This window comes from Corynebacterium maris DSM 45190, assembly GCF_000442645.1.
GTDB classification, from domain to species: domain Bacteria; phylum Actinomycetota; class Actinomycetes; order Mycobacteriales; family Mycobacteriaceae; genus Corynebacterium; species Corynebacterium maris.
On sequence record NC_021915.1, the window covers coordinates 907,467 to 930,074 of the forward strand.

Annotated in this window: 23 protein-coding genes and 2 pseudogenes; 11 read left to right on the forward strand and 14 right to left on the reverse strand. The window is 66.6% G+C overall.

Annotated elements, in window-relative coordinates:
• Positions 1-21: 21 nt before the first annotated feature.
• Complete coding sequence (locus tag B841_RS04345; RefSeq protein WP_020934272.1) at positions 22-621, reverse strand: PepSY domain-containing protein; 600 nt, start codon at positions 619-621, stop codon at positions 22-24.
• A gap of 318 nt (positions 622-939) precedes the next feature.
• Here B841_RS04345 and B841_RS04350 point away from each other — a divergent pair, with 318 nt between their 5' ends.
• Positions 940-1,491 (forward strand): NADPH-dependent FMN reductase, encoded by a 552-nt coding sequence (locus B841_RS04350; RefSeq protein ID WP_020934273.1) that lies wholly within the window; start codon positions 940-942, stop codon positions 1,489-1,491.
• 14 nt (positions 1,492-1,505) lie between these two features.
• Here B841_RS04350 and pth (B841_RS04355) read toward each other — a convergent pair whose 3' ends face one another.
• Positions 1,506-2,165 (reverse strand): aminoacyl-tRNA hydrolase, encoded by a 660-nt coding sequence (gene pth / locus B841_RS04355; protein ID WP_020934274.1) that lies wholly within the window; start codon positions 2,163-2,165, stop codon positions 1,506-1,508.
• A gap of 36 nt (positions 2,166-2,201) precedes the next feature.
• Between pth (B841_RS04355) and B841_RS04360 the strand changes: the two genes are divergently transcribed.
• Positions 2,202-3,197 carry an NAD(P)H-dependent flavin oxidoreductase gene (locus B841_RS04360; RefSeq protein ID WP_041631744.1) on the forward strand — a complete coding sequence of 332 codons (996 nt, stop codon included), beginning with the start codon at positions 2,202-2,204 and terminating at the stop codon, positions 3,195-3,197.
• Here B841_RS04360 and B841_RS04365 read toward each other — a convergent pair.
• Positions 3,187-4,110 carry an NADP-dependent oxidoreductase gene (locus B841_RS04365; RefSeq protein ID WP_041631745.1) on the reverse strand — a complete coding sequence of 308 codons (924 nt, stop codon included), beginning with the start codon at positions 4,108-4,110 and terminating at the stop codon, positions 3,187-3,189. The two genes, B841_RS04360 and B841_RS04365, sit on opposite strands and share 11 nt — an antisense overlap.
• Before the next feature lie 67 nt (positions 4,111-4,177).
• Between B841_RS04365 and B841_RS14110 the strand changes: the two are divergent.
• The 3 genes and pseudogenes from B841_RS14110 to B841_RS04375 form a co-directional block, all read left to right on the forward strand.
• Positions 4,178-4,537 (forward strand): annotated as a pseudogene (locus tag B841_RS14110) (FAD-binding protein); the annotation flags it as partial.
• A 91-nt stretch (positions 4,538-4,628) separates the two neighbouring features.
• Positions 4,629-5,414: a D-arabinono-1,4-lactone oxidase gene (locus B841_RS04370; RefSeq protein WP_245561059.1), complete on the forward strand. Its 786-nt coding sequence runs from the start codon at positions 4,629-4,631 to the stop codon at positions 5,412-5,414.
• Positions 5,415-5,428: 14 nt separating this feature from the next.
• Positions 5,429-5,827, forward strand: coding sequence for a sensory rhodopsin transducer (locus B841_RS04375; RefSeq protein WP_020934277.1), 399 nt, complete (start codon positions 5,429-5,431; stop codon positions 5,825-5,827).
• A gap of 89 nt (positions 5,828-5,916) precedes the next feature.
• On the opposite strand, the gene B841_RS04380 is transcribed toward B841_RS04375, so the two are convergent.
• From B841_RS04380 to B841_RS04395, 4 genes are all read right to left on the reverse strand, one after another.
• The gene (locus tag B841_RS04380) at positions 5,917-6,657 is read right to left on the reverse strand and encodes a maleylpyruvate isomerase family mycothiol-dependent enzyme (RefSeq protein WP_020934278.1); all 741 of its coding nucleotides are present in this window, start codon (positions 6,655-6,657) and stop codon (positions 5,917-5,919) included.
• Positions 6,657-7,484, reverse strand: a complete 828-nt coding sequence (locus B841_RS04385; RefSeq protein ID WP_020934279.1) for a fumarylacetoacetate hydrolase family protein — start codon at positions 7,482-7,484, stop codon at positions 6,657-6,659. Before B841_RS04385 ends, B841_RS04380 begins: the two co-directional genes overlap by 1 nt.
• Before the next feature lie 5 nt (positions 7,485-7,489).
• The gene (locus tag B841_RS04390) at positions 7,490-8,608 is read right to left on the reverse strand and encodes a cupin domain-containing protein (protein ID WP_020934280.1); all 1,119 of its coding nucleotides are present in this window, start codon (positions 8,606-8,608) and stop codon (positions 7,490-7,492) included.
• 174 nt (positions 8,609-8,782) lie between these two features.
• The gene (locus B841_RS04395) at positions 8,783-9,559 is read right to left on the reverse strand and encodes an IclR family transcriptional regulator (RefSeq protein ID WP_020934281.1); all 777 of its coding nucleotides are present in this window, start codon (positions 9,557-9,559) and stop codon (positions 8,783-8,785) included.
• 85 nt (positions 9,560-9,644) lie between these two features.
• Between B841_RS04395 and B841_RS04400 the strand changes: the two genes are divergently transcribed.
• Both B841_RS04400 and B841_RS04405 read left to right on the forward strand, forming a co-directional pair.
• Positions 9,645-10,994: an MFS transporter gene (locus B841_RS04400; RefSeq protein ID WP_052337729.1), complete on the forward strand. Its 1,350-nt coding sequence runs from the start codon at positions 9,645-9,647 to the stop codon at positions 10,992-10,994.
• Between the two features lie 91 nt (positions 10,995-11,085).
• On the forward strand, positions 11,086-12,465 hold the full coding sequence (locus B841_RS04405; RefSeq protein ID WP_041632067.1) for an FAD-dependent monooxygenase: 1,380 nt from the start codon (positions 11,086-11,088) through the stop codon (positions 12,463-12,465).
• Between the two features lies 1 nt (position 12,466).
• Here B841_RS04405 and pth (B841_RS04410) read toward each other — a convergent pair whose 3' ends face one another.
• Together pth (B841_RS04410) and B841_RS04415 are read right to left on the reverse strand one after the other, a co-directional pair.
• Complete coding sequence (pth, locus tag B841_RS04410; protein WP_041631746.1) at positions 12,467-13,036, reverse strand: aminoacyl-tRNA hydrolase; 570 nt, start codon at positions 13,034-13,036, stop codon at positions 12,467-12,469.
• 90 nt (positions 13,037-13,126) lie between these two features.
• A complete protein-coding gene (locus B841_RS04415) occupies positions 13,127-13,750 on the reverse strand; it encodes a 50S ribosomal protein L25/general stress protein Ctc (protein WP_020934285.1) in 624 nt (207 codons plus the stop codon).
• A 308-nt stretch (positions 13,751-14,058) separates the two neighbouring features.
• On the opposite strand from B841_RS04415, the gene B841_RS04420 reads away from it, so the two are divergent.
• Positions 14,059-15,192: an MFS transporter gene (locus B841_RS04420; RefSeq protein WP_020934286.1), complete on the forward strand. Its 1,134-nt coding sequence runs from the start codon at positions 14,059-14,061 to the stop codon at positions 15,190-15,192.
• On the opposite strand, the pseudogene B841_RS04425 reads toward B841_RS04420, so the two are convergent.
• From B841_RS04425 to B841_RS04440, 4 genes and pseudogenes are all read right to left on the reverse strand, one after another.
• Positions 15,189-15,961, reverse strand: a pseudogene (locus tag B841_RS04425) (SDR family NAD(P)-dependent oxidoreductase). The gene B841_RS04420 and the pseudogene B841_RS04425 overlap by 4 nt on opposite strands.
• Before the next feature lie 169 nt (positions 15,962-16,130).
• Complete coding sequence (locus tag B841_RS04430; RefSeq protein ID WP_020934287.1) at positions 16,131-17,108, reverse strand: ribose-phosphate diphosphokinase; 978 nt, start codon at positions 17,106-17,108, stop codon at positions 16,131-16,133.
• 11 nt (positions 17,109-17,119) lie between these two features.
• Positions 17,120-18,586, reverse strand: coding sequence for a bifunctional UDP-N-acetylglucosamine diphosphorylase/glucosamine-1-phosphate N-acetyltransferase GlmU (gene glmU / locus B841_RS04435; protein ID WP_020934288.1), 1,467 nt, complete (start codon positions 18,584-18,586; stop codon positions 17,120-17,122).
• Between the two features lie 167 nt (positions 18,587-18,753).
• Complete coding sequence (locus B841_RS04440; RefSeq protein WP_020934289.1) at positions 18,754-19,992, reverse strand: MFS transporter; 1,239 nt, start codon at positions 19,990-19,992, stop codon at positions 18,754-18,756.
• A 160-nt stretch (positions 19,993-20,152) separates the two neighbouring features.
• Here B841_RS04440 and B841_RS04445 point away from each other — a divergent pair, with 160 nt between their 5' ends.
• Together B841_RS04445 and B841_RS04450 are read left to right on the forward strand one after the other, a co-directional pair.
• Positions 20,153-21,166, forward strand: coding sequence for an isopenicillin N synthase family dioxygenase (locus B841_RS04445; protein WP_041631747.1), 1,014 nt, complete (start codon positions 20,153-20,155; stop codon positions 21,164-21,166).
• A gap of 43 nt (positions 21,167-21,209) precedes the next feature.
• On the forward strand, positions 21,210-21,410 hold the full coding sequence (locus tag B841_RS04450; RefSeq protein ID WP_020934291.1) for a hypothetical protein: 201 nt from the start codon (positions 21,210-21,212) through the stop codon (positions 21,408-21,410).
• Here the strand turns inward: B841_RS04450 and B841_RS04455 are convergent, their stop codons facing one another.
• Positions 21,411-21,704, reverse strand: coding sequence for a 2Fe-2S iron-sulfur cluster-binding protein (locus tag B841_RS04455; RefSeq protein WP_020934292.1), 294 nt, complete (start codon positions 21,702-21,704; stop codon positions 21,411-21,413).
• A gap of 189 nt (positions 21,705-21,893) precedes the next feature.
• Here B841_RS04455 and B841_RS04465 point away from each other — a divergent pair, with 189 nt between their 5' ends.
• Positions 21,894-22,601, forward strand: a complete 708-nt coding sequence (locus B841_RS04465; protein WP_084481971.1) for a TetR/AcrR family transcriptional regulator — start codon at positions 21,894-21,896, stop codon at positions 22,599-22,601.
• Positions 22,602-22,608: the final 7 nt, after the last annotated feature.

The window sequence follows — 22,608 nt, forward strand, 5'->3', positions numbered from 1 at the left end:
GGCCGGGCGCAGCGGCGTCACTTAATCATCGATCTCGAACTCGAGGATGTCGCCGGAGTGGGCGTCGACGTCGTACTCGTACTCCAGTCCGCCGGCGTGGAATTCAATTTCCCAGATCTGGCGGCCGTCGTCGGAGTCCAGCTCGAGGTCGTCGACGTGGCTCGGTGCGCCCACGCCGGCGTGGTCGACGGCGATCTGCAGGGCCTGTTCACCGGAGAGGCGGTCGTTCGGACCCGGCTGGGCCGGGGCCGGGGCGTCGTCGTCCTCGCGGTCGCGTTCGTAGTCGAGCACTTCGCCCGTGCGGGCGTCGATGTCGAACTCGTGCTCGTAGCCGTCGGCGTGGAATTCAATTTCCCAGATCTGGCGGCCGTCGTCGGAGTCCAGCTCGTGGTCGTCGAGGTGGGTGACCTGGTCGGCGGTGATTCCGGCGTGCTCGTGGGCGATCTCCAGGGAACGCTCCTTCGAGATGGTCTCGGAGGCGTCGGCGGATTCAGCGGCGGCCGCGGGGGCGGCGGCCTGCACGGTCACGGCGTCCGGGGTGTCCGGGCCTTGGTCGGCAGATACGCCCAGCGGGGCCAGCAACGCCAAGACGCCGGCGAGGATTGAGGTGGGGGAAAGCATGAGGGGTCCTTATCCGGGGCCGATCTGCTTCAACATGACGCAGGCGCCAGCCCCTCGCTAGGGTTCCGGAAAACCGGAACGACTGTGAACTTGTGGGTGGCTCTTCTTGAGCTCACCTTCAGTGTGGCTCACCGTAAGCGGGGACCGCCAGGGGAGTGTAAGACACTGATTTTTCCGTAACCCCCAGGTCAGCGCCTATGAGGGGAGAGTGAAGCGAAGATGAAGGAACTCTCATTCGGCGGCGCCCTGGAATATTCCGCGACCATGATTTATTGTTGACAGGTACACATTATTGGCTTGTGAATGGAGGACCACCACATGAAGTTCGGCATCATCATCGGCAGCATCCGCGAAGGACGCGCAGCGGAATCCGTCGCGCAGTGGGTCAAGCAGCAGGCCGACGCCCGCGGCGGCGACGCCGCGTACGAGCTGGTCGACCTCAACGACTACAACGTCCCCCTGAACAGCTCCGCCGTCGTCCCAGGCGCCGCCAACAAGCGGTACGAGGATCCGGCCGTGACCGCCTGGTCCGAGAAGATCGACGCCCTCGACGGCTACGTCTTCGTCACCCCCGAGTACAACCACTCTGTCCCGGGCCCGTTCAAGAACGCCTTCGACTCCCTCGGCTCCGAGTGGTCCGACAAGCCGGTCGCTTTCGTCGGCTACGGCTCCGCCGGCGCCGTCCGCGCCGTCGAGCACTGGCGCAACATCGTCGCCAACCTGAGCATGTTCGACGTCCGCAACCAGCTGGACCTGAACCTGTTCACCGAGTTCGACGACAATGGCGCCGCCCCGAACGAGCGTCGCCCAGAGGAGATGGCCGCCATCTTCGACGACCTCGAGCGCATCGCCGGCCTTCTCCAAGGCTAAACGACGCCCCCGGCTCAGCGGGAGTGAATCTTGTTCTGCGCCACCGACAAGCCGGCCGTGACGATCAACCGCGCCGCCTCCGCGGCCGTGGCGATCGCCGCGTCAAAATCCTCGCCCCCGCCCACCGGGCCCAACACGTAATCCGGCACCCGGACGCCCTTCGGCGGCCGAGAAATGCCGATCCGCACCCGCAGATAATCCCGCGTGTCCAGATGCTCCGTCATCGACTTCAACCCGTTGTGGCCGTTTTCGTTACCGCCCAGCTTCACCCGCACCTTGCCCGCCGGCAAATCCAACTCGTCGTGGATCGCGATGACCTTCTCCGGCGGCAACCCGAGCGCCCCGGCCAACGGCTCCACCGCCTGACCGGAAAGATTCATGAACGTCGTCGACCGCGCGACGACCACCCGCTGCCCCTCGACGGTCAACACCGCGACCTCCGCCGGCACACCGCGCACCGGAGCGAGCACGTCGCCGTCGGCGGCCAACAGGTCATCCGCCGCCATGTAACCGACGTTATGGCGGGTGGCGGCGTACTTCGGACCGGGGTTGCCCAGGCCGACGATCAACCAGTCGGCGGAGAGTTCGGCGGGGTCGAGCGCAGCCGCCCCCTGGGAGGCGCGGCCGGACGCAGAACCGGTCAGTCGTCGAAAGAAGTCTTTGAGCGAAAACACTCATCCAGTCTCCCACAATGCGATTAGCATGGGGCCATGAGCGTGTTACAGGACATGACGACCCCGATCATCGCCGCCCCCATGGCCGGCGGACCGAGCACCCCGGCACTGGCGCGCGCCGTGGGCGCAGCCGGTGGCCTGGGATTCCTGGCATTGGGCACCACGACGGTGGACGACGCCGCCCGGCAGATGGCGGGGATGGCCGGCCCGGTGACCTACGGTGTGAATCTCTTCGCCCCGCAAGAACCCCTCGCAGAACCGGGACAGGTGGCGGCGCTCGCCCAGGAACTGGATCTGGCCGTGCCCAGCGTCGACGAAGTGGACTACACCAACGGATGGGCGAAGAAACTCTCGTCGATCTTCGCCGCAGTGGAGGCGGGGCATGGCCCGGCCGTGGTCAGCTCGACTTTCGGCGCCTTCTCGGCAGAGGAGGTGGCGCGGCTGCATGCCGCGGGCGTCGAGGCGTGGGTCGGGGTGACCACGCCAGAGGACGCCGTCATAGCGGAACGTCTCGGGGTGGACGCTCTCGTGGTGCAGGGGCCGGAGGCCGGCGGACACCGGTTCACCTGGTCGGTCGAGGAGGAACCCGATCAGCGCCCGTTGTCCGACCTGCTGGCGGCGGTCCGGGGCGCCGGCGTGCGGCTGCCGCTGGTCGCCTCGGGCGGGATCACCACCCCGGCACAGGTCGCGCAGGCACTGAGACTCGACGGCGTCGTCGCGGTCTCCTGCGGCACGGCTTTTCTCCTCGCGGATGAAGCTGGAACCTCCGAACACAACCGCGCCTTGCTCACCCGGGGCGGAATCACGACGTCTACCCGGGCCTTCTCCGGACGCTACGCCCGCGGGCTGGAAACTGAGTTCACGCGCCGCCACCCCGAGGTCCCACCCGTCTACCCGCACCTGAACCGGATGCTCGCTCAGCGGCGGGCCACCGGCGATGAGTCCGTGGCCTACTGTCTCGTAGGCGTCGGCGTCGAAGACGTCCGGCCCGGCCCGGCGGCCGAAGTCATCGACAGGTTGGCTAACGGGTGACGTCGACGACGATCTTGCCGTTGGCTTCGCCCTCGCTGCTGAGCCGGAACCCCTCGGCGACCTCACCCAGCGGCAGAACCCGGTCGACCTCGACGGCGAGTGTGCCGGCCGCGACCTGCTCCAGCAGCTCCGCCAAGCCGGCTCCGTCGGGGCGGACCCACAGCCAGCGGCCGCCCTTCTCTGCGGCCTCCGGATCGGCGATCGAGACATGGCGGCTACCGTCGCCAAGCAGCTCCAGCGTCTGCTCCAGCACCCCGCCCACGAGGTCCGCGACCGCGTCGACCCCGTCCGGGGCAATTTCACGGACCCGGTCGACGAGTCCGTCGCCGTACTCTACGGGCGCGGCCCCCAAGCCGCGCACCTTCTCGAAATTATCCGGTGAGCACGTACCGACCACCTGTGCGCCCAGGTTCACCGCCAGCTGAGTAGCCAGATGCCCCACCCCGCCGGACGCGGCGTGGATCAGCACGGTGTCGTCCTCCCCGACCTGAAGAGCCTCGACCACCCGCTTGGCGGTCAGCCCGGCCAGGGGCAACGCGGCGGCCGTCTCGTCATCCACCCCTTCGGGAATCTTCGTGGCGAACTCGGCCGGGACGGTCACGTACTCGGCGAAAGTTCCACCGGAGACCACCATCTTTCGGGCATAGGCGGCGACCCGGTCGCCGACCGCGAATTCCGGGACGTCCGGGCCGAGACTTTCGACGGTCCCGGCCATGTCCCACCCCGGCACCGCCGGGAACTGAGCGTCGATCATGGCGTCGAGGCCCCCCGACATGACCTTCCAGTCCACCGGGTTGATCGCCGCGCGGGTCACCCGGACCAGAATCTGGCCCGGCCCCACTTTCGGGGTCGGCAGCTCCTGTAGCCGCAGGACGTCGTTGTCACCGTATTCGGAATAAGTCATTGCACGCATACCTGTCAGCGTAGGGACGCGCGCCCGTTTCTGCATCGACGGCGCCGGCGTGATTAGTCTGGCGGTCATGCCCCGAACACGTCGGAAAGGAAGGCGGAGATGGCCGAAACATTCCGCAATTGGTCGGGCAGCGTGGAATTCACCCCCCTCCTCGAGAACACGCCCCTCCGACGTCGACGACATCGTGGACTTGGTCAACGACGCCCGCACCCACTCCCGGACCCTGCGCCCGGTCGGCTCAGCGCATTCCTCCCAGCCGCTGTTCGACACCCCCGACACCTTGATCCACCTCGACCATCTCAGTGGGGTCAAAGACGTGGACCGCGACAACGGGTTGGCCACGGTGCTGCCCGGAACCGGGCTCAGCGACATGGACAACCAACTCGACGAACACGGCTGGGCACTGTCCAACTTGGGAGACGTCGACTACCAGACCATCGCCGGAGCGATCGGCACCGGTCACTCACGGGTCGGGTGTCACACTCGGCAACCTCTCGTCGTTTCTGGTCGGCGGGCGGTTGATCAATGGGCGTGGCGAGGAAGTCGCCTTCGGCACGGACGCCGGACACGACAAGGACCACGACCTGCTGAGGGCGGCGCAGGTGTCATTGGGCAGCCTCGGCGTCATGACGTCGCTGACCCTGCAGGTGGAGGAATCCTATGACTTGCACCGACAGAACTGGATCACCCACATCGACTGGGTGCTCGACAACTTCGAGGAGATGATGCACCAGAACCGTATCCTGGACTTCTACTGGTATCCACGCAACGACCTGGCCAAAGTCCGCATGCTCAACAAACCTGGTCAAGAACCGGACCTCATCCCTCCCGGCACGCTCAGAACAGACGAGACCGGGCCCTCCTACCGCATCATCCCCAATGACCGGCACCTGCACTTCGAAGAGATGGAGTACATGCTCCCGCTGGATCCCGGCCTGGAGGTGTTCCGGCAGGTGCGCCAGCGCATCAAAGAGCGCCACCGCGCCACCGTGGGATGGCGTGTCCTGGTGCGCACCATCGCCCCCGACCAGGCGATGCTCTCCAACGCCCAGGGACAACCGACGATGACCATCGCTCTGTTGCAAAACAACACCCTGCCGCACGAGGACTACTTCAACGACATGGAGCCGTTGTTTCGAGAAGCCGGCGGGCGCCCGCACTGGGGCAAAAAACACTCGCTGACCGGACCTCAACTCGCCGAGCTCTACCCGGAATGGCAGGACTTCCACCGCATCCGGCGAAACATGGACCCCGACGGCGTATTCATGAACGACTACCTGCGCGAGCTATTCGCGGAGCAATAACAGGAGGAAGCGGGATGGCGGAGCAAAGCCACGGTGAACCGGGCCCGTTGGGACGCACCCAGTGGGTGTTCTCCGCCGGTTTCGCCCCCAGCCAGAGCACCGGACGCGAACCGGAGTTTACCTCACGTAATACATTGTGCCTGCTCAACACCGGAACGCTGACGGCGCGGGTGCGCCTGACCGTCTACCATGCTGACGCCGACCCGGTCGGGCCGTACGAGATCCCCGTGGAGCCGCACCGGGTCTGTCACCAGCGGATCAACGACCTGATCGAGCCGGAGGCCGTGCCCCTGGACGCGCCGTACGGGCTGGTGCTGGAATCCGACCGGCCCGTGGTCGCGCAGTTGTATTATCTGGACAACCGCGGCGGGCAACTGGCGGTGTCGCATCTGAATCCTGCCCCGCTCGACTAGACCGCGGGAAAGAACCGACCACCGGACCCACCGCCTCTCTCATCCTTGAGGGAGGCGGCAGATCCGGTGGTCAGATGTCTCAGCGCAGCTTAGAGCCAGCGCGGCGGCGCGGGCACCTCGTCGCCCTCGGCGACGGTGACGCCGTGATCGCCGCGGCCGGAGGCCCAGCGGGCCAGACCTGCTAGGCCGCCCTGGATCTCCACGGTCTTCTCGCCTGGGGAGACCTCGATGCGTTCGCCGGAGTCGGTGTTGACCAGGACGAGGCCCTCGCCTGCGCCCTGACCTCGCCACTTGTTCGCGATCTCGGGGACCAAGGTCTCCAGGACCACCTCGGGCATGTCGGAGAAGTTCGCCGTCTGGTTCAGGTCCACGGCGTGGAGCCAGACCTCGCGGGTGCGCATCCACAGCGTCTCGGACGCCGGGACGGTACGGCCCTGCGCAGTCTTGACCTCCGCGTTCCACGCCTCCTCCGGCGCGTCACGCCAGGCGACGTCCAGCCGAACCAGAGTGTGTTCGTGGAGGTTGCGCAGCGCGTCCGGAATCAACGTCGCGCCGTAGGCGATCTGCTCGTTACGGGCGTCGGGGGAGGGGTACATCGGGGTTTCCACGCCCGTGGTCGCCCAGTCCATCAGGTTGACCAATGCGTGGGCGTTGTAGGCGACGTGCGCGACGAGCGTCGAGATGTCCCAGCCGGGAAGCAGGGTCGGCTCGCCGAAGTCGTCGTTGTCGATCAGGGACAGCTGGCCGGAGTACAAGGCGGTGCCGCGTCGGGTGATCGACAGGCGCTCCTCCAGCGGCAGGTCGTGGAAGGACTGTGCGGCAGCCGGCATTACTCGAACACCGTCTTGTTGGCGATGGAACCCAGGCCGTCGATTTCGATGGTGACGGTCTCGCCGTCACCGATGTAGCGCTTCGGGTCGCGGGCGTGGCCCACGCCGCCCGGGGTGCCGGTGACGATGACGTCGCCGGCGTCCAGCGGGTAGATGTGGGAGATGTATTCGATGAGGGCCTCCGGGCCGAAGACGAGGTCGTCGGTCGGGGTGGTCTGCATCTTCTCGCCCTCGAGGTAGGTGGCCAGCTCGCCGCCGAACTCGTAGGAGTCGCGGGTGGTCATCCACGGGCCGAAGCCGGCGGACTTCTCGAAGGACTTGCCCTGGTGCCACTGCAGAGTGCGGTATTGGTAGTCGCGCATGGTGTAGTCGTTCATGACGGCGTAACCGGCGATGTACTCGGCGGCGTCGGCGGCCTTGACGCGGCGGGCGCGCTTACCGATGATCACGGCCAGCTCGCCTTCCCAGTCGAGCTCGCCGTTGGCGTAGTCTGGGACCAGGACGTCGTCGTACGGGCCGGTCAGGGCCTCCGGGTACTTGACGAACAGAGTCGGGTGGGTCGGCAGGTTGCGGCCCATCTCCTTGATGTGGTTGGCGTAGTTCAGGCCGACGCAGACGATCTTCTTCGGGGCCGGGACGACGGCTTCGAGGTCGGTCTTGGCGAACTCGACGGTCTCGCCGGACGCCTGCTCGGCGATCTCGGCCCAGTTCTCCTGCTGCAGCAGGTCGCCGACGTTGGCGTAACCGTCGATGGTGACGGCGGTGGTCTCAGTTTCGACGCGGGCGGCGAAAGTGCCCTCGGTGGAGCGAATGGTTGCAAGACGCATATCGGTTAAATTCCTTCCGGAGTGTAGGTACGTGCGAGATCGAGCTTCTCAAAGATCGGGTGATCGGAGAAATTGAACAGGTCGACGCCGTCGTCGCCCGCTTCAATATGCCACTTCTTCCAGGACGGCACATTGACGATGTCGCCGTGGTTGAGTTCGAAGGTCTCCTCGCCGACGTGCGCGGTGGCGGAGCCTTCGAAGACCTGGAAGACGCGGTTGCCCACTTCGTGGACCGGGGTGGTGGCTGCACCCGGGCGCAGGCGGTGGAATTCTGCGCGGATGGTGCTCATGACGTCACCGCCGGTGGTCGGGTTGGTGAAGCGCACCGCCGCATGCCCCGGCGAGACGACGCCCGGGAAACCGGCGTCCTCGAGCGCGAGCTGCTCGTTGAGCGCCTTGTCGGTGTGCTCCCAGGCATAGCGGCCGATGGGGGAGGCGGTGGTCTTGCCCGGGAAGGCGACCGGGCGCAGGCCCGGGTTCGCCCAGAGGCGTTCGCCGCGCGAGTACTCGGGGGTCGACTCGTCCGTGAGCTTCTCGGTGCCGTACTCGAAGAAGCCGGTGTCCATCTGGTGTGCGAACGGGATGTCCAGGCCGTCCAACCACGCCATCGGCTCAGTGGCGATGTTGTGGTGGCCGTGGAAGTTCCAGCCCGGGGTGAGCAGGAAGTCGCCGCGCTTCATCGGGACGGCGTCGCCGTTGACCACGGTCCAGACGCCCTCGCCCTCGATGACGAAACGGAAGGCGTTCTGGGAGTGGCGGTGCTCCGGGGCGTTTTCCCCGGGGGCCAGGTACTGGATGGCGGCCCACATGGTCGGGGAGATGTAGGTGTTGCCGCCCAGGCCCGGGTTGGCCAGGCCCAGGGCGCGACGCTCGCCGCCGCGGCCCACGGGCACCAGCTCACCGGAGCGCTGGGCGATCTTGTACAGCTCCTCCCAGTCCCACTTGTGGGCGACGGCCGCGGGTTCCGGTTCGTTGGGCATGAGCCCGCCGATCTGGCGCCACAGCGGCTTCAGGTGGATCGAGTCCATCTGCTTGTACATGGCGTCGAGCTCGGCCTGTTCCTCCGGAGTGGCCTCCGGGGCGACGTATTCGACGTGCTTTTTTGAGTAGTCGGATTCACTCATTGTCCAAAACCTCCTGTGTATGTGCTGCGGGACGAGTAGGGCGGCGCCTGCTGGGGCAGCAGCCGTCACGCTGGCGGATGGTTGTGACTACGAACATATGGGGAGTCGCTCTGGTCCTCAAAGTAATTCCGCTATGCGGAAAGATGCGGGGAAGTACCCCCTGTCACCCCCTTGTCAGGCATCAGGGCCCGGCCGAGCGTCCGCCAAGTCCTGATTCAGGGACCGCACGGACGCCTTCAGCGCTTGCGTGCACGGGTGGTGCACTGCACGAAAGCGGTGGGTGGGCACGGTCACGGCCACGGCGCCCAGCACATCGCCGAGTTCGTTGCGCAAACAGGCGCCCACCGCCGACACATGGGCCTCATACAGTCCGTTGTTGATGGCGAAGCCGCGCTCGCGGGAACGGCGCAGGGTGCGGCGCAACTGGTCGAAAGTCGCGTCCGGGAAGGTGGGGTACAGGGCGCGCAGCTCACCGGCGGAATACTCCGCCAGCATGGCCAGGCCACCGGCGTTCTGCTCGGCGGGAATGATCTGTCCGCGTCGGCTGCCCACCGTCGGCTGGGTGGCGCCCGCCACCGACAGCAGGATGTGGCACTTGTTGCCCGACAGGGTCATCAGCTGACAGGTCTCGCCGGTCTCCTCGGAAAGACGAATGAGCTGGTCGCGCGTGGCTTCGACGAGCCGCGCGCCGGTGCCGGGCTGCAGGCTCGACGAGCTCAGGGCGGGCCCGGGGACGTAGGTCCGGTTTTCGCTGCGGGTGGCGAAGCCGCGGTAGACGAGCATGGCCACGGAGCGGTGGACGGTGGAGGCGGAAACGTCGAGGAGTTTCGCCGTCCCAGAAATGGTGATGCGACCGGAGTCGCGCAGGATGAGGATGAGAACGAGGGCGAGGTCCACCGACTGCAAATACTCGCGGGGCGGCAGTCCGTGGGTGGGGCCAAGGTGAATCATGGTCAGACCTTCCGCTATGTGGGATAATTTTGATTGTAACGCGGATCACGAAGATGATGGTTTCATGGCACACACCCCTTCACCCATGCGGCAGGGCGGCGCGCAGGACACTCCTGTGGGATCCGCCCCAGGACTCGGCGGCTCCGGCTTCACTGTGCTCGGCATTTCCGGGCGCAGGCTGGCGGCCGTCCTTCTCGGCTGGTTTTTCGTGGTCTTCGACGGCTACGACCTCATCGTCTACGGCACGGTCCAGGCAGAGCTCATGGAAGAGTGGGACCTCACGGCCGCCACCGCAGGCACCGTCGGTTCCATGGCCTTCGTGGGCATGGTCATCGGCGCGGTGCTTGTCGGACGTCTCTCAGATCGCTTCGGACGGAAGTTCGCCGTCCTCGGTTCCGTGGTCGTGCTCTCCGTGTTCACCCTGCTGTGCGGTTTCGCGCCCAGCGTCTGGCTGTTCGGCGCGTTCCGTCTGCTCGCGGGCATCGGCCTGGGCGGGCTGGTCCCCTCGGTCAACGCCATGACCGCTGACCTGGTCCCGCGCAACAAGATGTCCGCCTGGTCCACCGTCCTGATGTCGGGCGTCCCGCTCGGCGGCTCCATCGCGGCGGTGCTCGCCCAGTTCATCGTCCCGCTGCACGACGACTGGGGCTGGCGCTTCATGTTCCTGCTGGCGATCATCCCCCTGATCGTCGGCCTGCCGCTCGCGGCCGCAGTCATCCCCTCCGACCGGGCGATCCGCGAGGATCGGATCGCCCGCGAAGGAGTCGACCCGGAGAGCGGCGACGACGGCGGCGCGGTGCCGGGCTACGGGGCGTTGTTCAGCGCCAAGTACCGTGCGGTCACCGTCTGGTTCGCCCTGGCCACCTTCGTCACCCTGCTGGCCTGGTACGGACTGGGCACTTGGCTGCCGAAGCTGATGCAGGAGGAAGGCTACGATTTCGGCGCCTCGCTGAACTTCACGCTGGCGCTGAACCTCGGCGCCATCATCGGCTCCGTCGTCACCGCCTGGGCCGGTGACCGGTTCGGACCGGTCCGCTCCGGTGTGGTGGCCGCCGGCGTCGCGGGAATCGCGCTGCTCGGCTTGCTGTCCGGACCGCCCATCTTGGCGGTCTACGCCATCCTGGTTTTGGCCGGCGTGGGCACCCACGGCACGCAGATCCTGATCATCGCCGCGGTCACGCACTTCTACCCGCACCGCCTGCGCGGCACCGCGTTGGGCTGGGCGCTGGGGGTGGGCCGTATCGGCGCCGTCGTGGCGCCGCAGCTCGCGGGCCTGCTGCTGTCCTGGGGCCTCGGCCCCGAGTCGAATTACCTGCTTTTCGCAGTCTCGGCTCTGCTGTCCTCCCTGTCGCTGATCGTCCTGTTCAACATTCAGCGACGCCGTCCGACTACCGCGAAGGCGGTGGTGCACGAGCCCGCCGGTTCCTCCGCCTAGATTCTCCGGCGCTGGGCCCGCGGGCCCGGTGCGCTACCCGCACAGTTAGTATCCATAGAAATACTCTTTCTGGAAGGAAGTGTTGACCTACATGTCCACCGCAACCCCCACCACCGAACTCGCCGGCAAGAAGATCATCGTCTCCGGCGGCGGCATCGGCGGCGCCTCCACGGCGCTCGCGCTTGCGCTGCGCGGCGCAGACGTCACCCTTTACGAGCGTCACGAGGAGTTCAAGGAGGTCGGCGCCGGCCTGCAGATCGGCCCCCACGGCGTGAAGATCCTGGAGAAGTGGGGCTTGGGAGACAAGGCCATCCAAGCCGGTTACCTGCCCGACGACATGCAGTTCCGGGATGCGGTCACCGCCGAAAACATTCTGACCATGAAGTTCGACGAGACCTTCCGGGAACGCTACGGCGCCCCCTACCTGGTGGTGCACCGCTCTGATCTGTTGAACCTCCTCGTCGAGGCCGGCCGGGAGGCCGGCGCCGACCTGGTCAACGGCGTCTCCGTCGTGGGCGGCGAGGAGAACGCCGCCGGGGACGGGGTCGACGTCACGATCGAGCACCGCGCCGACGGCAGCGTCGAGACCGTCTCCGCGGACCTGCTCGTCGCCTGCGACGGCATCCACTCCGTCTTCCGCCCCAAGATCGTCCAGGACGAGCCCGTGCCGAGCGCCTACGTGGCCTACCGCGGCACCTCCGACCTGCCGAACGACCCGGACATGCAGGGGTTGAATTCGGTGGTGGGCTACATCGGCCCGCGCTGCCACTTCATCCAGTACCCGCTGCGTCAGGGCGAGCTGCTCAACCAGGTCGCCGTGTTCCAGTCGCCGCGCTACCTGGATGCCTTGATCGGCGGCACCGACGCCCCGGAGGACTGGGGCAACAACGAAGAATTCAAGAACGCCTTCGGCCACACCAATGATTTTCTGCAGGGTCGCCTCGGCCACATGTGGCTGGACCAGTGGTGGCAGATGGCTGACCGGGAGCCGCTGACCGATTGGGTGGTCAGCGACCACATCCTGGTCATGGGCGACGCCGCGCATCCGCCGCTGCAGTACATCGCCTCCGGCGCCGTCATGGCGATGGAGGACGGCGAGACTCTGGCGCTCTACGCCTCCGAGGCCGCTTCCGAAGGTGACGTGGACTGGGGCTCGGTAGTCCGCGAGGTCTCCGATGAGCGGGCGCCGCGGTGCGGGCGCATCCAGACCACCTCGCGCTTCTGGGGCGAGATGTGGCACGTCGACGGCGTCGCCCGCCACGTCCGCAACGAGGCCTTCCGGCAGGCGGAGCGCGGCGGCTGGTTCCACTACGCCGACTGGCTGTGGAACTACGACCCGGCCCGCCGCGATTACGTCAACGACCCGGCGTTGGGCGAGCTGCCGGAGGGGCTGAAGGACTGGGAATACAACATCCACAAGATCCAGCGTCAGCGGGACGCAGGCGTGAGCGCCGAGGACATCACCGTCTAATTCACCGGCGGAGGAAACGCTCCACTTCGTCGGCGGCGTCCGCGCAGATGATCGGCAGCTCCGCCTGCTCGGCGCGGGAAAAACCCTTGAGCACGTACGACGCCGGATCCATCCGGCCGGGTGGGCGGCCGACGCCCACCGCGAGTCGTTGATAGTCCTTCGTGCCCAGCGACTTGGTGATCGATTTCAGCCCGTTGTGCCCGTGGTCTCCGCCGCCGGGACGCAGCCGCACGTCGCCGAAATCCAGTTCGAGCTCGTCGTGGATGACGATGATTTCACCCGCCGGGACCGAAAAGTAGTTCGCCAGGGCTTTGACAGGTCCGCCGGAGACGTTCATGTAGCCGCGGGTGCGCCCCAGGACGGCCTTGCGGGCGCCGAGCCGGCCGGCGGGGAGTTCGGCGATTTCCGTGTTGGTGCGCTTGTGCACGCTCAAAGAGGCGGGCATGGGGACCACGCGGGAGCACAGCTCCTCGATGACGTCGACGCCGATGTTATGGCGCGTGCCGGCGTACTTGGGGCCGGGGTTGCCCAGGCCGATGATGAGAACAGGGTTATCAGACACGCGCATCATCTTCTCACACCCGGAAAAGGGCGCACCCCGTGCGCATCGTCGATGATGCGCACGGGGTGCGGGAGTTTAACGAGGGGAGAAGTCGAAAGACTACTCGTTCTCCTCGGCAGCCGGAGCGGCCTCGGTGGCCTCGGCGTCGGCCTCTTCGCCCTCCTCCGGGACGTCGGCGACTTCCTCGTGGGTGATGTTGAGGACCAGCGCGTCGGCCTCGTCGATGAGCTCGACGCCTTCCGGCAGGGTGATGTCGCCGGCCAGGATCTGGTTGCCGGCCTCGATGCCCTCGACGCTGACCAGGATCTCTTCCGGAAGCTTGAGCGCGTCTGCGACGATGGTCAGGGTGTCCAGCTCCTGGATGAGCATGGCGCCGGAGAAGACCTCGCCCTCGGTGACGACCGGGACCTCGACCTCGACCTTTTCGCCACGCTTAATGGACAGCATGTCCAGGTGGTCGACGTCCAGGGTCAGGACGTTCTGGTCGATGGCCTTGACCATGCACAGGTGCTGCTCGCCGTCGACGGCGATTTCGACGACGGCGTTGACGCCCTCGTAACGCAGCAGAGTGTGGATCTCGAGCAGGTCGGCGTGGAAGTGGATCGGCTCGTGGTGGGTGCCGTAGATGACGCCCGGCAGACGGAAGTCGCGGCGCAGGCGGCGTGCGGCGCCCTTACCGAACTCGGTCCGCGCCTCTGCCTTGATGACGGTGGTTTCAGCCATGGGGATGCTCCTCAGTGGTCGGGGTTGGGGACGGTCGAGGGCTCACGGTGAAAACGCAAAAACCTGCGACCGACTCAAAATTCAAGGACGTGTCCTCGTCGAGTCATCGCAGGTCAAAAAATCTGTGATTCATCATCGCGTCGATAACGGCCGTGAGGCCCTCGCCGAGACGGCGTTTAATGTAACACGGCCACAGAGGCGCAGCCAAACCCGGGCGCCGGCACTTCGGCGCCCGGGGTCACCGAGGGGGTGGATCACGTCGGTGACGAACGGAAAGACTGCGGGCACAGGGATAAAGTAGGGCGGTTATGAAGCAAAGACTGCAGTTTGCCGCGATTCTCATCGGTGGGTTCGTCGGCCCCTTCACCGGGCAGGCGCTGGCCGTCGTGCTGCCGGAGTTCGCGGAGACTTTCGACGTCACCGTGGCCCGGGCGGCGGCCACGATGTCGATCTACCTGTTCCCGTTCGCGACGATGATGCTCGTCTCCGGCCGCCTGGTGCGCCGTTTCCAGCCGCACCGGGTGGTGGCCACCGCCTACGCCGTGACCTTGCCGCTGGCGTTGCTGCTGCTTCTCACGCCGTCATGGTGGCTGTTCGCCGTGGCGTTCGCGGCCATCGGCGTGGCGAACGCCTTCACCACGCCCGTGCTGCAGATCATGCTGCGCGCGATCACTCCGAAGGAGAGGCTCGGCCAGGCGCTGGGCACCTACGCCGCCATGCAATCGCTGGGCATGCTGTCCGCTCCGCTGGTGTCGGGGCTGGCGAGCCTGGTCACCTGGCGGTTGACTTTCCTGGTCACCGCCGGGGCGGCCGCCTACATCCTGCTGGTGCGCCTGCCGGTGGTGCCGTCGCCCGCTGGCTCGGACAACGCCGCGGCCGGGCGCGTGCGGGTGGTTCCGACCCTGGTGCACATGGCGACGAGCTTCGTCGTCGGGTGCGGCATCATCGGCGTCGGTTTCATGACGTCGCTGTACGTCGGCGACGCATTCGGACTGGGGCCGGTCGGCCGCGGGCTGGTGGTCATGGCCGGTGGGGCGGCGGCCTTCTTCGCCTCCCGCCGGATCGGCGCCATGGCGGACCAGTACGGTGCGACGACGGTGCTGGTGGCCAGCGGCGTGATCGCCGCCGTGGCGTTGTTCGTGCTGCCGATCGCCCCGTGGGCGGTGCTGGTGGCCTTGCTGTGGGCCGTTGCCGTGGCCTCTGCGCAAGGCATTCAGGCGACGATCAATCTCACGGTCATCGAAGGGCCGGCGGGCTCGTCGTTGATTTCCACGGTGCAGGCGTTCCGCTTCTTCGGCTCCGCGGCCGCCCCGGTGCTCTTCCTGCCGATCTACACGGGCATCGGCGGCGCCGCGTTTTGGGTGTCCTCCGCGGCGTTGGTGCTGGCCGCGGCCGCCCAGTGGGGGCTGGGCAGAGCGGGGCAGCGGGAACCGGCCTCTTAGAGCGCGGTGTAACCGCCGTCGACCAGGTGGTAGGAACCGGTGATGAAGGAGGCTTCCTCGGAGAGCAGGAAGCGCACCAATGACGCGACCTCCTGCGGTTCACCGGTACGGCCGAGCACGTGTTTGGTGGCGAGCTGGTCCTGCACCTCCTGGGGCAGAGAATCCTGCAGCGGGGTGCGGATATAGGCCGGGCCGACCGCGTTGACGCGGATGCCCTTGTCGCCGTACTCGGCGGCGGCGTTCTTGGTGAAGCCGACGATGGCGTGCTTCGAGGCCGTGTATGCGGCGTTCTCTAAAATCGCGACGGCGCCGTGGATGGATGCCATGTTCACGATCGCGGTCTGCGCGGGATCGTCCTGCTTGAGAAACTATGCGATCTGGTAGTGGTTGCCGTAGACGACGCCGTTCAGGTTGAGCTGGATGACGCGGTCCCAGGCGTCCAGATCCATTTCGCCGACCTTGGCTCCCGGGCCGTTGATGCCCGCGTTGTTGACCGCCAGGTGCAGGGCCCCGAACTTCTCGACGGCGAATTCCACCGCCGCCTTGTTGTCCGCACGGGTGGAGGCGTCCATCTCGAAGGCGAAGGCCTCCCGTTGGACTCGCCGATTTCCCCGGCCACCCGCTCAGCTGCGGCCAGGTTGATGTCGGCGGCGATGATTTTCGCCCCGTGTGCGGCGAGGTCTTTGGCGGTGGCTTCTCCGAGTCCGGAGCCGGCTCCGGTGACGAGGGCTACTTTTCCGTTGAATGTGGTCATGTGTGTCTCCTTCATTCTCTGCGGCTGACTGCCGCCGGGATTATGGTGGGTGGCGCCAAGGGGTGTCCGGCTTCCACCCTGCAAGAAGTTTGGTGATGTATCATCAAAATTTATTGTGGTGCAGAACCAGCGACGCCCCGTCGACCGCCACAGGGGCGGTCGACGGGGCGTCGGGCGAAAAAGTCTAGGCGTCGCCCTCGAAGAGGGTGGTCACGGAGCCGTTCTCGAAGATCTCCTTGATCGTGCGCGCCAGCAGCGGGGCGATGGACAAGACCTTGAGGTTCTTCCAGCCTTCGGTGCTCTGCGGCAGGGTGTCGGTGGTGATGATCTCCTCGGCGCCGCACTCGCTGAGGCGCTCGCGGGCCGGATCGGAGAACACGCCGTGGGTGCAGGCGATGACCACGTCCTTGGCGCCCGCCTCCTTGAGCACCTTGACGGCGCCGGCGATGGTGCCGCCGGTGTCGATCATGTCGTCCATCAGAACGCAGTTCTTGCCGTCGACGTCGCCGACCACGCGGTTGGAGACGACCTGGTTGGCGGCGTCGACGTCGCGGGTCTTGTGGACGAACGCCATCGGCGCACCGCCCAGGGTGTTGGCCCACTTTTCGGCGCTCTTGACGCGGCCGGCGTCCGGGGAGACTACGACGAGGTTGTCTAGGCCGTAGTTGTCCATGATGTAGTCGGTCAGGATCGGCATGGCGTGCATGTGGTCGACCGGGCCGTCGAAGAAGCCCTGGATCTGGTCGGTGTGCAGGTCGACCGAGACGATGCGGTCGGCGCCGGCGGCGGTCAGCAGGTCGGCGACCAGGCGGGCGGAGATGGGTTCACGGCCGCGGTGCTTCTTGTCCTGGCGCGCGTAGGGGTAGAACGGCAGAATCGCCGTGATGCGCTTTGCGGAGCCGCGCTTGAGGGCGTCGATCATGATCAGCTGTTCCATGATCCACTTGTTCAGCGGCTGGGTGTGCGACTGCATCACGAAGCAGTCCGCGCCGCGGACCGATTCCTCGAAGCGGACGAAGATTTCACCGTTGGCGAAGTCGCGTGCCGACATCGGGGTCAGTTCCGTGCCCAGCGCCTCAGCCACGGCCTCTCCGAGCTCCGGGTGTGCCCGCCCGGAGAACAACATCATGTTCTTGTGGCTTTCGGTCCAGTGTCCCGTCATTATGTGCAGCCTTAGCCTTCCTGCTGTTGATCCTGCTCAGAACGCTCGCGCGCCTGGCGAGCGGCGTCTGCGGCCGGGGTGCCCGGCCGCTTCTTTTCGACCCACCCCTCGATGTTGCGCTGGCGGCCTTCCTTGATGGCCAGCGCGCCCGCGGGGACGTCGTCGAGGATTACTGTACCCGCCCCTGTGTAGGCGCCGTCACCGATGGTCACCGGAGCGACGAACATGGAGTCCGAGCCGGTGCGCACGTGGCTGCCGATGGTGGTGTGGTGCTTGCTCACGCCGTCGTAGTTGACGAAGACGCTGGAGGCGCCGATGTTGGTTTCTTCCCCGATCGTGGCGTCGCCGATGTAGGTCAGGTGCGGCACCTTGGAGCCGGCGCCGAGGGTGGCGTTCTTCGCCTCCACGAAGCCGCCGAGCTTGCCGCCCTTGCCCAGCACCGTGTTCGGGCGGATGTAGGTGAACGGGCCGACGGCGGCGTCGGCGCCGATGACGGAACGCTCTGCGTGGGTGCGAATGACGGTGGCGCCGGCGCCGACGGTCATGTCGGTCAGCGTGGTGTCCGGGCCGATCTCCGCGCCGTCGGCGATGGAGGTGGCGCCCCACAGCTGCGTGTTCGGGTGGATGATCACGTCGCGGCCGACGGTGACGTCGACGCCGATCCAGGTGGACTGCGGGTCGACGACGGTGGCGCCGCCCAGCATGGCCTGCTCGACGGTGCGGCGGTTGAGCTCGCGGCCGGCCTCGGCCAACTGCACGCGGTTGTTCACTCCGGCCAGCTCACGGGCGTCGTCGGCGATGTGCGCACGCACGGGGTGGCCGTCGCCGCGGGCGATGCCCAACACGTCGGTCAGGTACAGTTCGCCCTGCGCATTGTCGGTGTCCAGGCGTCCCAGCGCGTCGCGCAGGATGGCGCCGTCGAAGGCGAAGACGCCGGAGTTGACCTCGTCGATGGCGCGCTGCTCTTCAGTGGCGTCCTTCTGCTCCACGATGGCGGTGACCTCGTCGGAGTCGTCGCGCACGATGCGGCCGTAACCGGTCGGATCGGGCAGCTTCATGGTCAACACGGTGACCGCGGCGCCGGCGGAGACGTGGGCGTCGTGCAGCGACTGCAGGGTCGCAGCCGTCAGCAGCGGCACGTCGGCGTTGGTGACGATGACGGTGCCGTCGTAGTCGGCCAGGTCGGCCAGTCCGCAGGAGACGGCGTGTCCGGTGCCGTTCTGCTCTTCCTGCACCGCCTGCATGACCTCGCGGCCCAGTTCCTCGGCGACACGGTCGGCCTCGGGGGAGACCTGGTCGCGCTGGTGGCCCACGACGGCCACGATGTGCTCCGGGTTCAGGCCGTGGGCGGCGTGCAGCGAGTGGGACAGTAGGGAACGGCCGCCGATCTCGTGGAGCGTTTTCTGCTTGTCGGACTTCATGCGGGTGCCGGCGCCGGCCGCCAGGACAATCACGGTGCAGGGGGTGGGGGTAGCCACTCGGTGTGTCTCCTCGCTGGTTGTGGGTTATCGGGGACGTGGGAAAACCACTCGCCCAGCATATCGCCGGGCGTCTCGTAGAGGGGCGTGAACGTGGCGCGGGGGTGTGAGACTCTTAGCTTTTCTCAGGAATCAGGGGTGGACGGAGGGGATTTTCATGCCTGTGACTACTTCTTCGCGGAGACGTCGTCCATCCGGCCCGCCGCCAGGACCCCGACAAACCCGGTCCCGGCCAGAAACAGCAGCGCCGCGGTGGAGCCCGCCAGCGCGATCAACCCGGAGACGAACCCCATGAGCAGCAGGATGACGCCCATCATGGTGTTCGCTGCCCCGGTGTAGCGGGTGCGTTGATCGCCTTCGGCCATGTCCACCAGATATGTTTTTCGGCCGACGCGCACGGCGGTGTGGGCGAGTTGGATAAGGAAAAATCCCAGCGGCAACCCCCACGCCCCGACGGTGTCGGGGGCGAAGTGGGCGGCGGCGACGACTGCCAGGATCGTCACGGACGCCACCGCAGAACCGCCGGCCATGACGTTGCGGGAGGACAGGTCGGACCAGGCGCCGGAGATCCGGCCGCCCACGAGCGAGGCGAGCGAGGAAGCGACGACGAAAAGGCCGACGCCGGTGAGGTCGTGGCCGATCTCCTGCGAGAGGGTCACCACGAACGCCGTCGACAGCGCAGAGACCAGCAGCAGGGAGCGCACGATGACGAAGGCGCGAAACTGGGCGTCGCCGGTGAACAGCGACCAGGTGTCCGACCACCACCGCGTGTTCAGGCCTTGAGGTTCATCGTCGGGGACCGGTTCCTGGATGGTGGTGAACACGGCCGTCGCCAGGAACCAGCCGAGCGCGCCGAGCCCGATCAGCCCCGCCAGCGCCCAGTCTGGCAGCGAACCCTGCAAAAGCGACAGCAACAGCCCGAAGACCAGGGCGACGCCGCCGGCCAACGCGGTGGCTCGGCCGGTGATCTTCCCCCTGACGCCTTTGTGCAGCGTGCGTCCCATCACGTCTTTGCCCGCCAGGGAGCACAGGGAGCGGAACACGGCCAGGAGGGCGAGGAGGGCGACGACGGATACGCCGAGAGCCCACCCGCGCATAAACAACGCAGCTAAGGCGATGAAGGCGGCGGCGACGGCCTGGCCCGCAGAACCGAGCAGCCAGATGCGCTTGCGGGAACGGTGGTGGGTGACCCACGGCGTCAGCGCGGCCTGCGGCAGCATGGAGCCGGATTCGCGGACGGGGACCAGCATCGCGGTGAAAAACCCGGGCGCCCCGGCCGCCTGCAGCAGCCAGGGCAGCACCGTTTTGGCGTTGACGAGTTGATCGCCCACGCCCTGCAGCCCGTTCGCCCAAATGAAACGCCGGGCATTGTGTTGTTCCGGCTGGGTGAGATCCGTGTCTGTCATGACCGCCGAGGATAGTGGTCCACATCGGGGGAAGATAATATATTCAAGTATTCGTGCACGTCTTCCGGCACAGGCCGTGGGTTCGGCGGGGGAGAGGGGCATCCGGTCTATTCTGGCCCGAAGAAAATAGACAGCTCAGTCTTTGTTCTAGGAGGACCCCGTGCCCGCGTCATCGTTGCCCGTCATCTCGCTTCAGCGTCTCATCCACGGTCCCGACCGTGCTGCCGAAATCGAGCGGCTGCGCGAGGTCACCCACACCATCGGATTCTTCTACCTCGTAGGCCACGGCGTCCCCGAAGATCTGCAGCGACGGCTTTTTGCGGTGGCCAAGGAGTTCTTCTCCCAACCCGCGCAACTCAAGGAACAGATCTCCAACATCGACAGCCCCCAGTACCGCGGTTACGCGGCCGTCGGCGACGAACGCACCCAGGGGCAGATCGATTGGCGCGAACAGATCGATTACGGCCCGGAGCGCGACGTGGTCACCGACGGCCTCGACGACCATCCGTGGCGCGTGCTGGAAGGCCCCAATCCGTGGCCGGACACTCTGCCGGAGATGCGGCCGCTGGTCACCGAGTGGACCGACAGGCTCACCGACGTCTCCCTGATTCTGCTGCGTTCCTGGGCGGAGTCACTGGGCCAGCCGGCGGACTTCTTCGACCCGTATTTCTCCCGTCCGTTCCCGCTGCTGAAACTGTGCCACTACCCGGCCCCCGACAACGGGGAAGCCGCGCAGGGCGTCGGCGCCCACCACGACTCCGGGGTGCTGACCCTGCTGCTGCCCGAAGAAGGATCCACCGGCCTGCAGGTGAAAAACGGCGACGGCTGGATCGACGTTAAGGCGCCCGCGAACCACTTCGTGGTCAACGTCGGCGAGCTTCTCGACGTCGCCACCGACGGCTACCTGAAAGCCACCCCGCACCGCGTGCTGCCCACCGCCCCCGGGCAGGCGCGCTACTCGCTGCCGTATTTTTTGACCCCGAACCTCGACGCCCGCATGCCGAAAGTGCCGCTGCCGGAATACCTCGCCGCCACGGCCCGCGGCACCGGCCAGGACATGAGCGGACAGGAAATCTTCGACGTTTCCGGACTCAACGCGCTGAAGTCCCGGCTGCGCGCGCACCCGGCGATCACCAGGCGCTTCCACACGGAACTCGCCGCCTCACTGGGCTGAGCCGGCGGGGGCGCAACGCACCGCTTTCTGGGACAATGGGGCCATGAAATTCGGCATGCGCAAACCCTCCCTCACCCGCTCCCTGAAGGCACGCACCACCGGGCGGGCCAAGCGGGCGATCAAACGGCAGGTCATCCCCGGCTACGGCACAAAGGGCGCCGGGTTCATCAAGAACCCGAAACGCTCAATGAAAAACGCCGCTTACCGACGCACCACGTTCAGCTTCTGGGACCTGTTCAAGTAACTACTCGAATTCCGCCGTGTACGGCCCCTCGCCGTCCCGGATGGCCTGGCAGGCCAGCGTCTGATCTTCGTGCTCAATGTCGTAGGAGCCCAACACCTCGTTGTGGAGCATGTGGGAGGGCCCGCCGGTCAACGTGCACTGGCAGGTGCCGCAGTGCCCGTCCGTGCACGAGTGACGCGCCGGAATACCGGCGTTCAGCAGGGCGTCGAGCAACGTCGAATCTGCGGGCCAGACGAAAGACTCAGCGAGACCGTCGACCTCACCGGTGTGGATGGCGGCATCATCAGTGGTCATGGTGCACGGTCCTTCGATAGTTGCTTCCCCGCCAGGGCTCGAACCTGGAATGACGGTACCAAAAACCGTAGTGTTGCCGATTACACCACAGGGAAACGCGTCATCATGACGCTGGAGAATTATCGTACCCGATGTCCGGCCGCAGATCCGAAACCGCCCCGGCGGATGTCGGGGGCTAGGCTTAACGTCATGGTTCGACAGCGCATGACCGGGCGCGAACGCCGGGAACAACTCATTTCTATCGGGCGTACCGTCTTCGCGGAACGCGGCTTCGACGGCTCCAGCGTCGAGGAGATCGCGGCGCGGGCGGGGGTGTCCAAGCCGGTGGTCTACGAGCACTTCGGCGGCAAAGAAGGCCTCTACGCCGTCATCGTCGACCGGGAAATGCTGGCCCTGGAGAAAGTCATCGTCGACGCGATCCGGGAAGGACGGTGGCGCCAACGCATCGAGCAGGCCGTGGTCGCCCTGCTGACCTACGTGGAAGACGAGACCGACGGCTTTCTCATCCTGGTGCGTGATTCCGTGCCGGGAAAGGATCGCAGCTACGCGACGTTGCTCAACATCGCCGTCAATCAGGTGTCGCATCTGCTGGGCAAGGCTTTCGCGCACCGCGGGCTGGATCCCGCGTTGGCCACGCTGTACGGTCAGGCGCTCGTCGGCATGGTCTCCACGACGGCGCAGTGGTGGCTGGATGAGCGCAGCCCGGACAAGGAGACGGTGGCCGCGCACATCGTCAACCTGTGCTGGAATGGGCTGTCCCGCATGGAGGCCCAACCGAAGTTGCTCACCGCCGACGAGGTGGAGGAGCAGTTGGCGGCGGTGGATCTCAGCGCACCCGACCCCACCCTGGTCACGCCGCAGGACGAGGGCCAGGACACGACGCAGGAGCAGGAGTAGACAGACA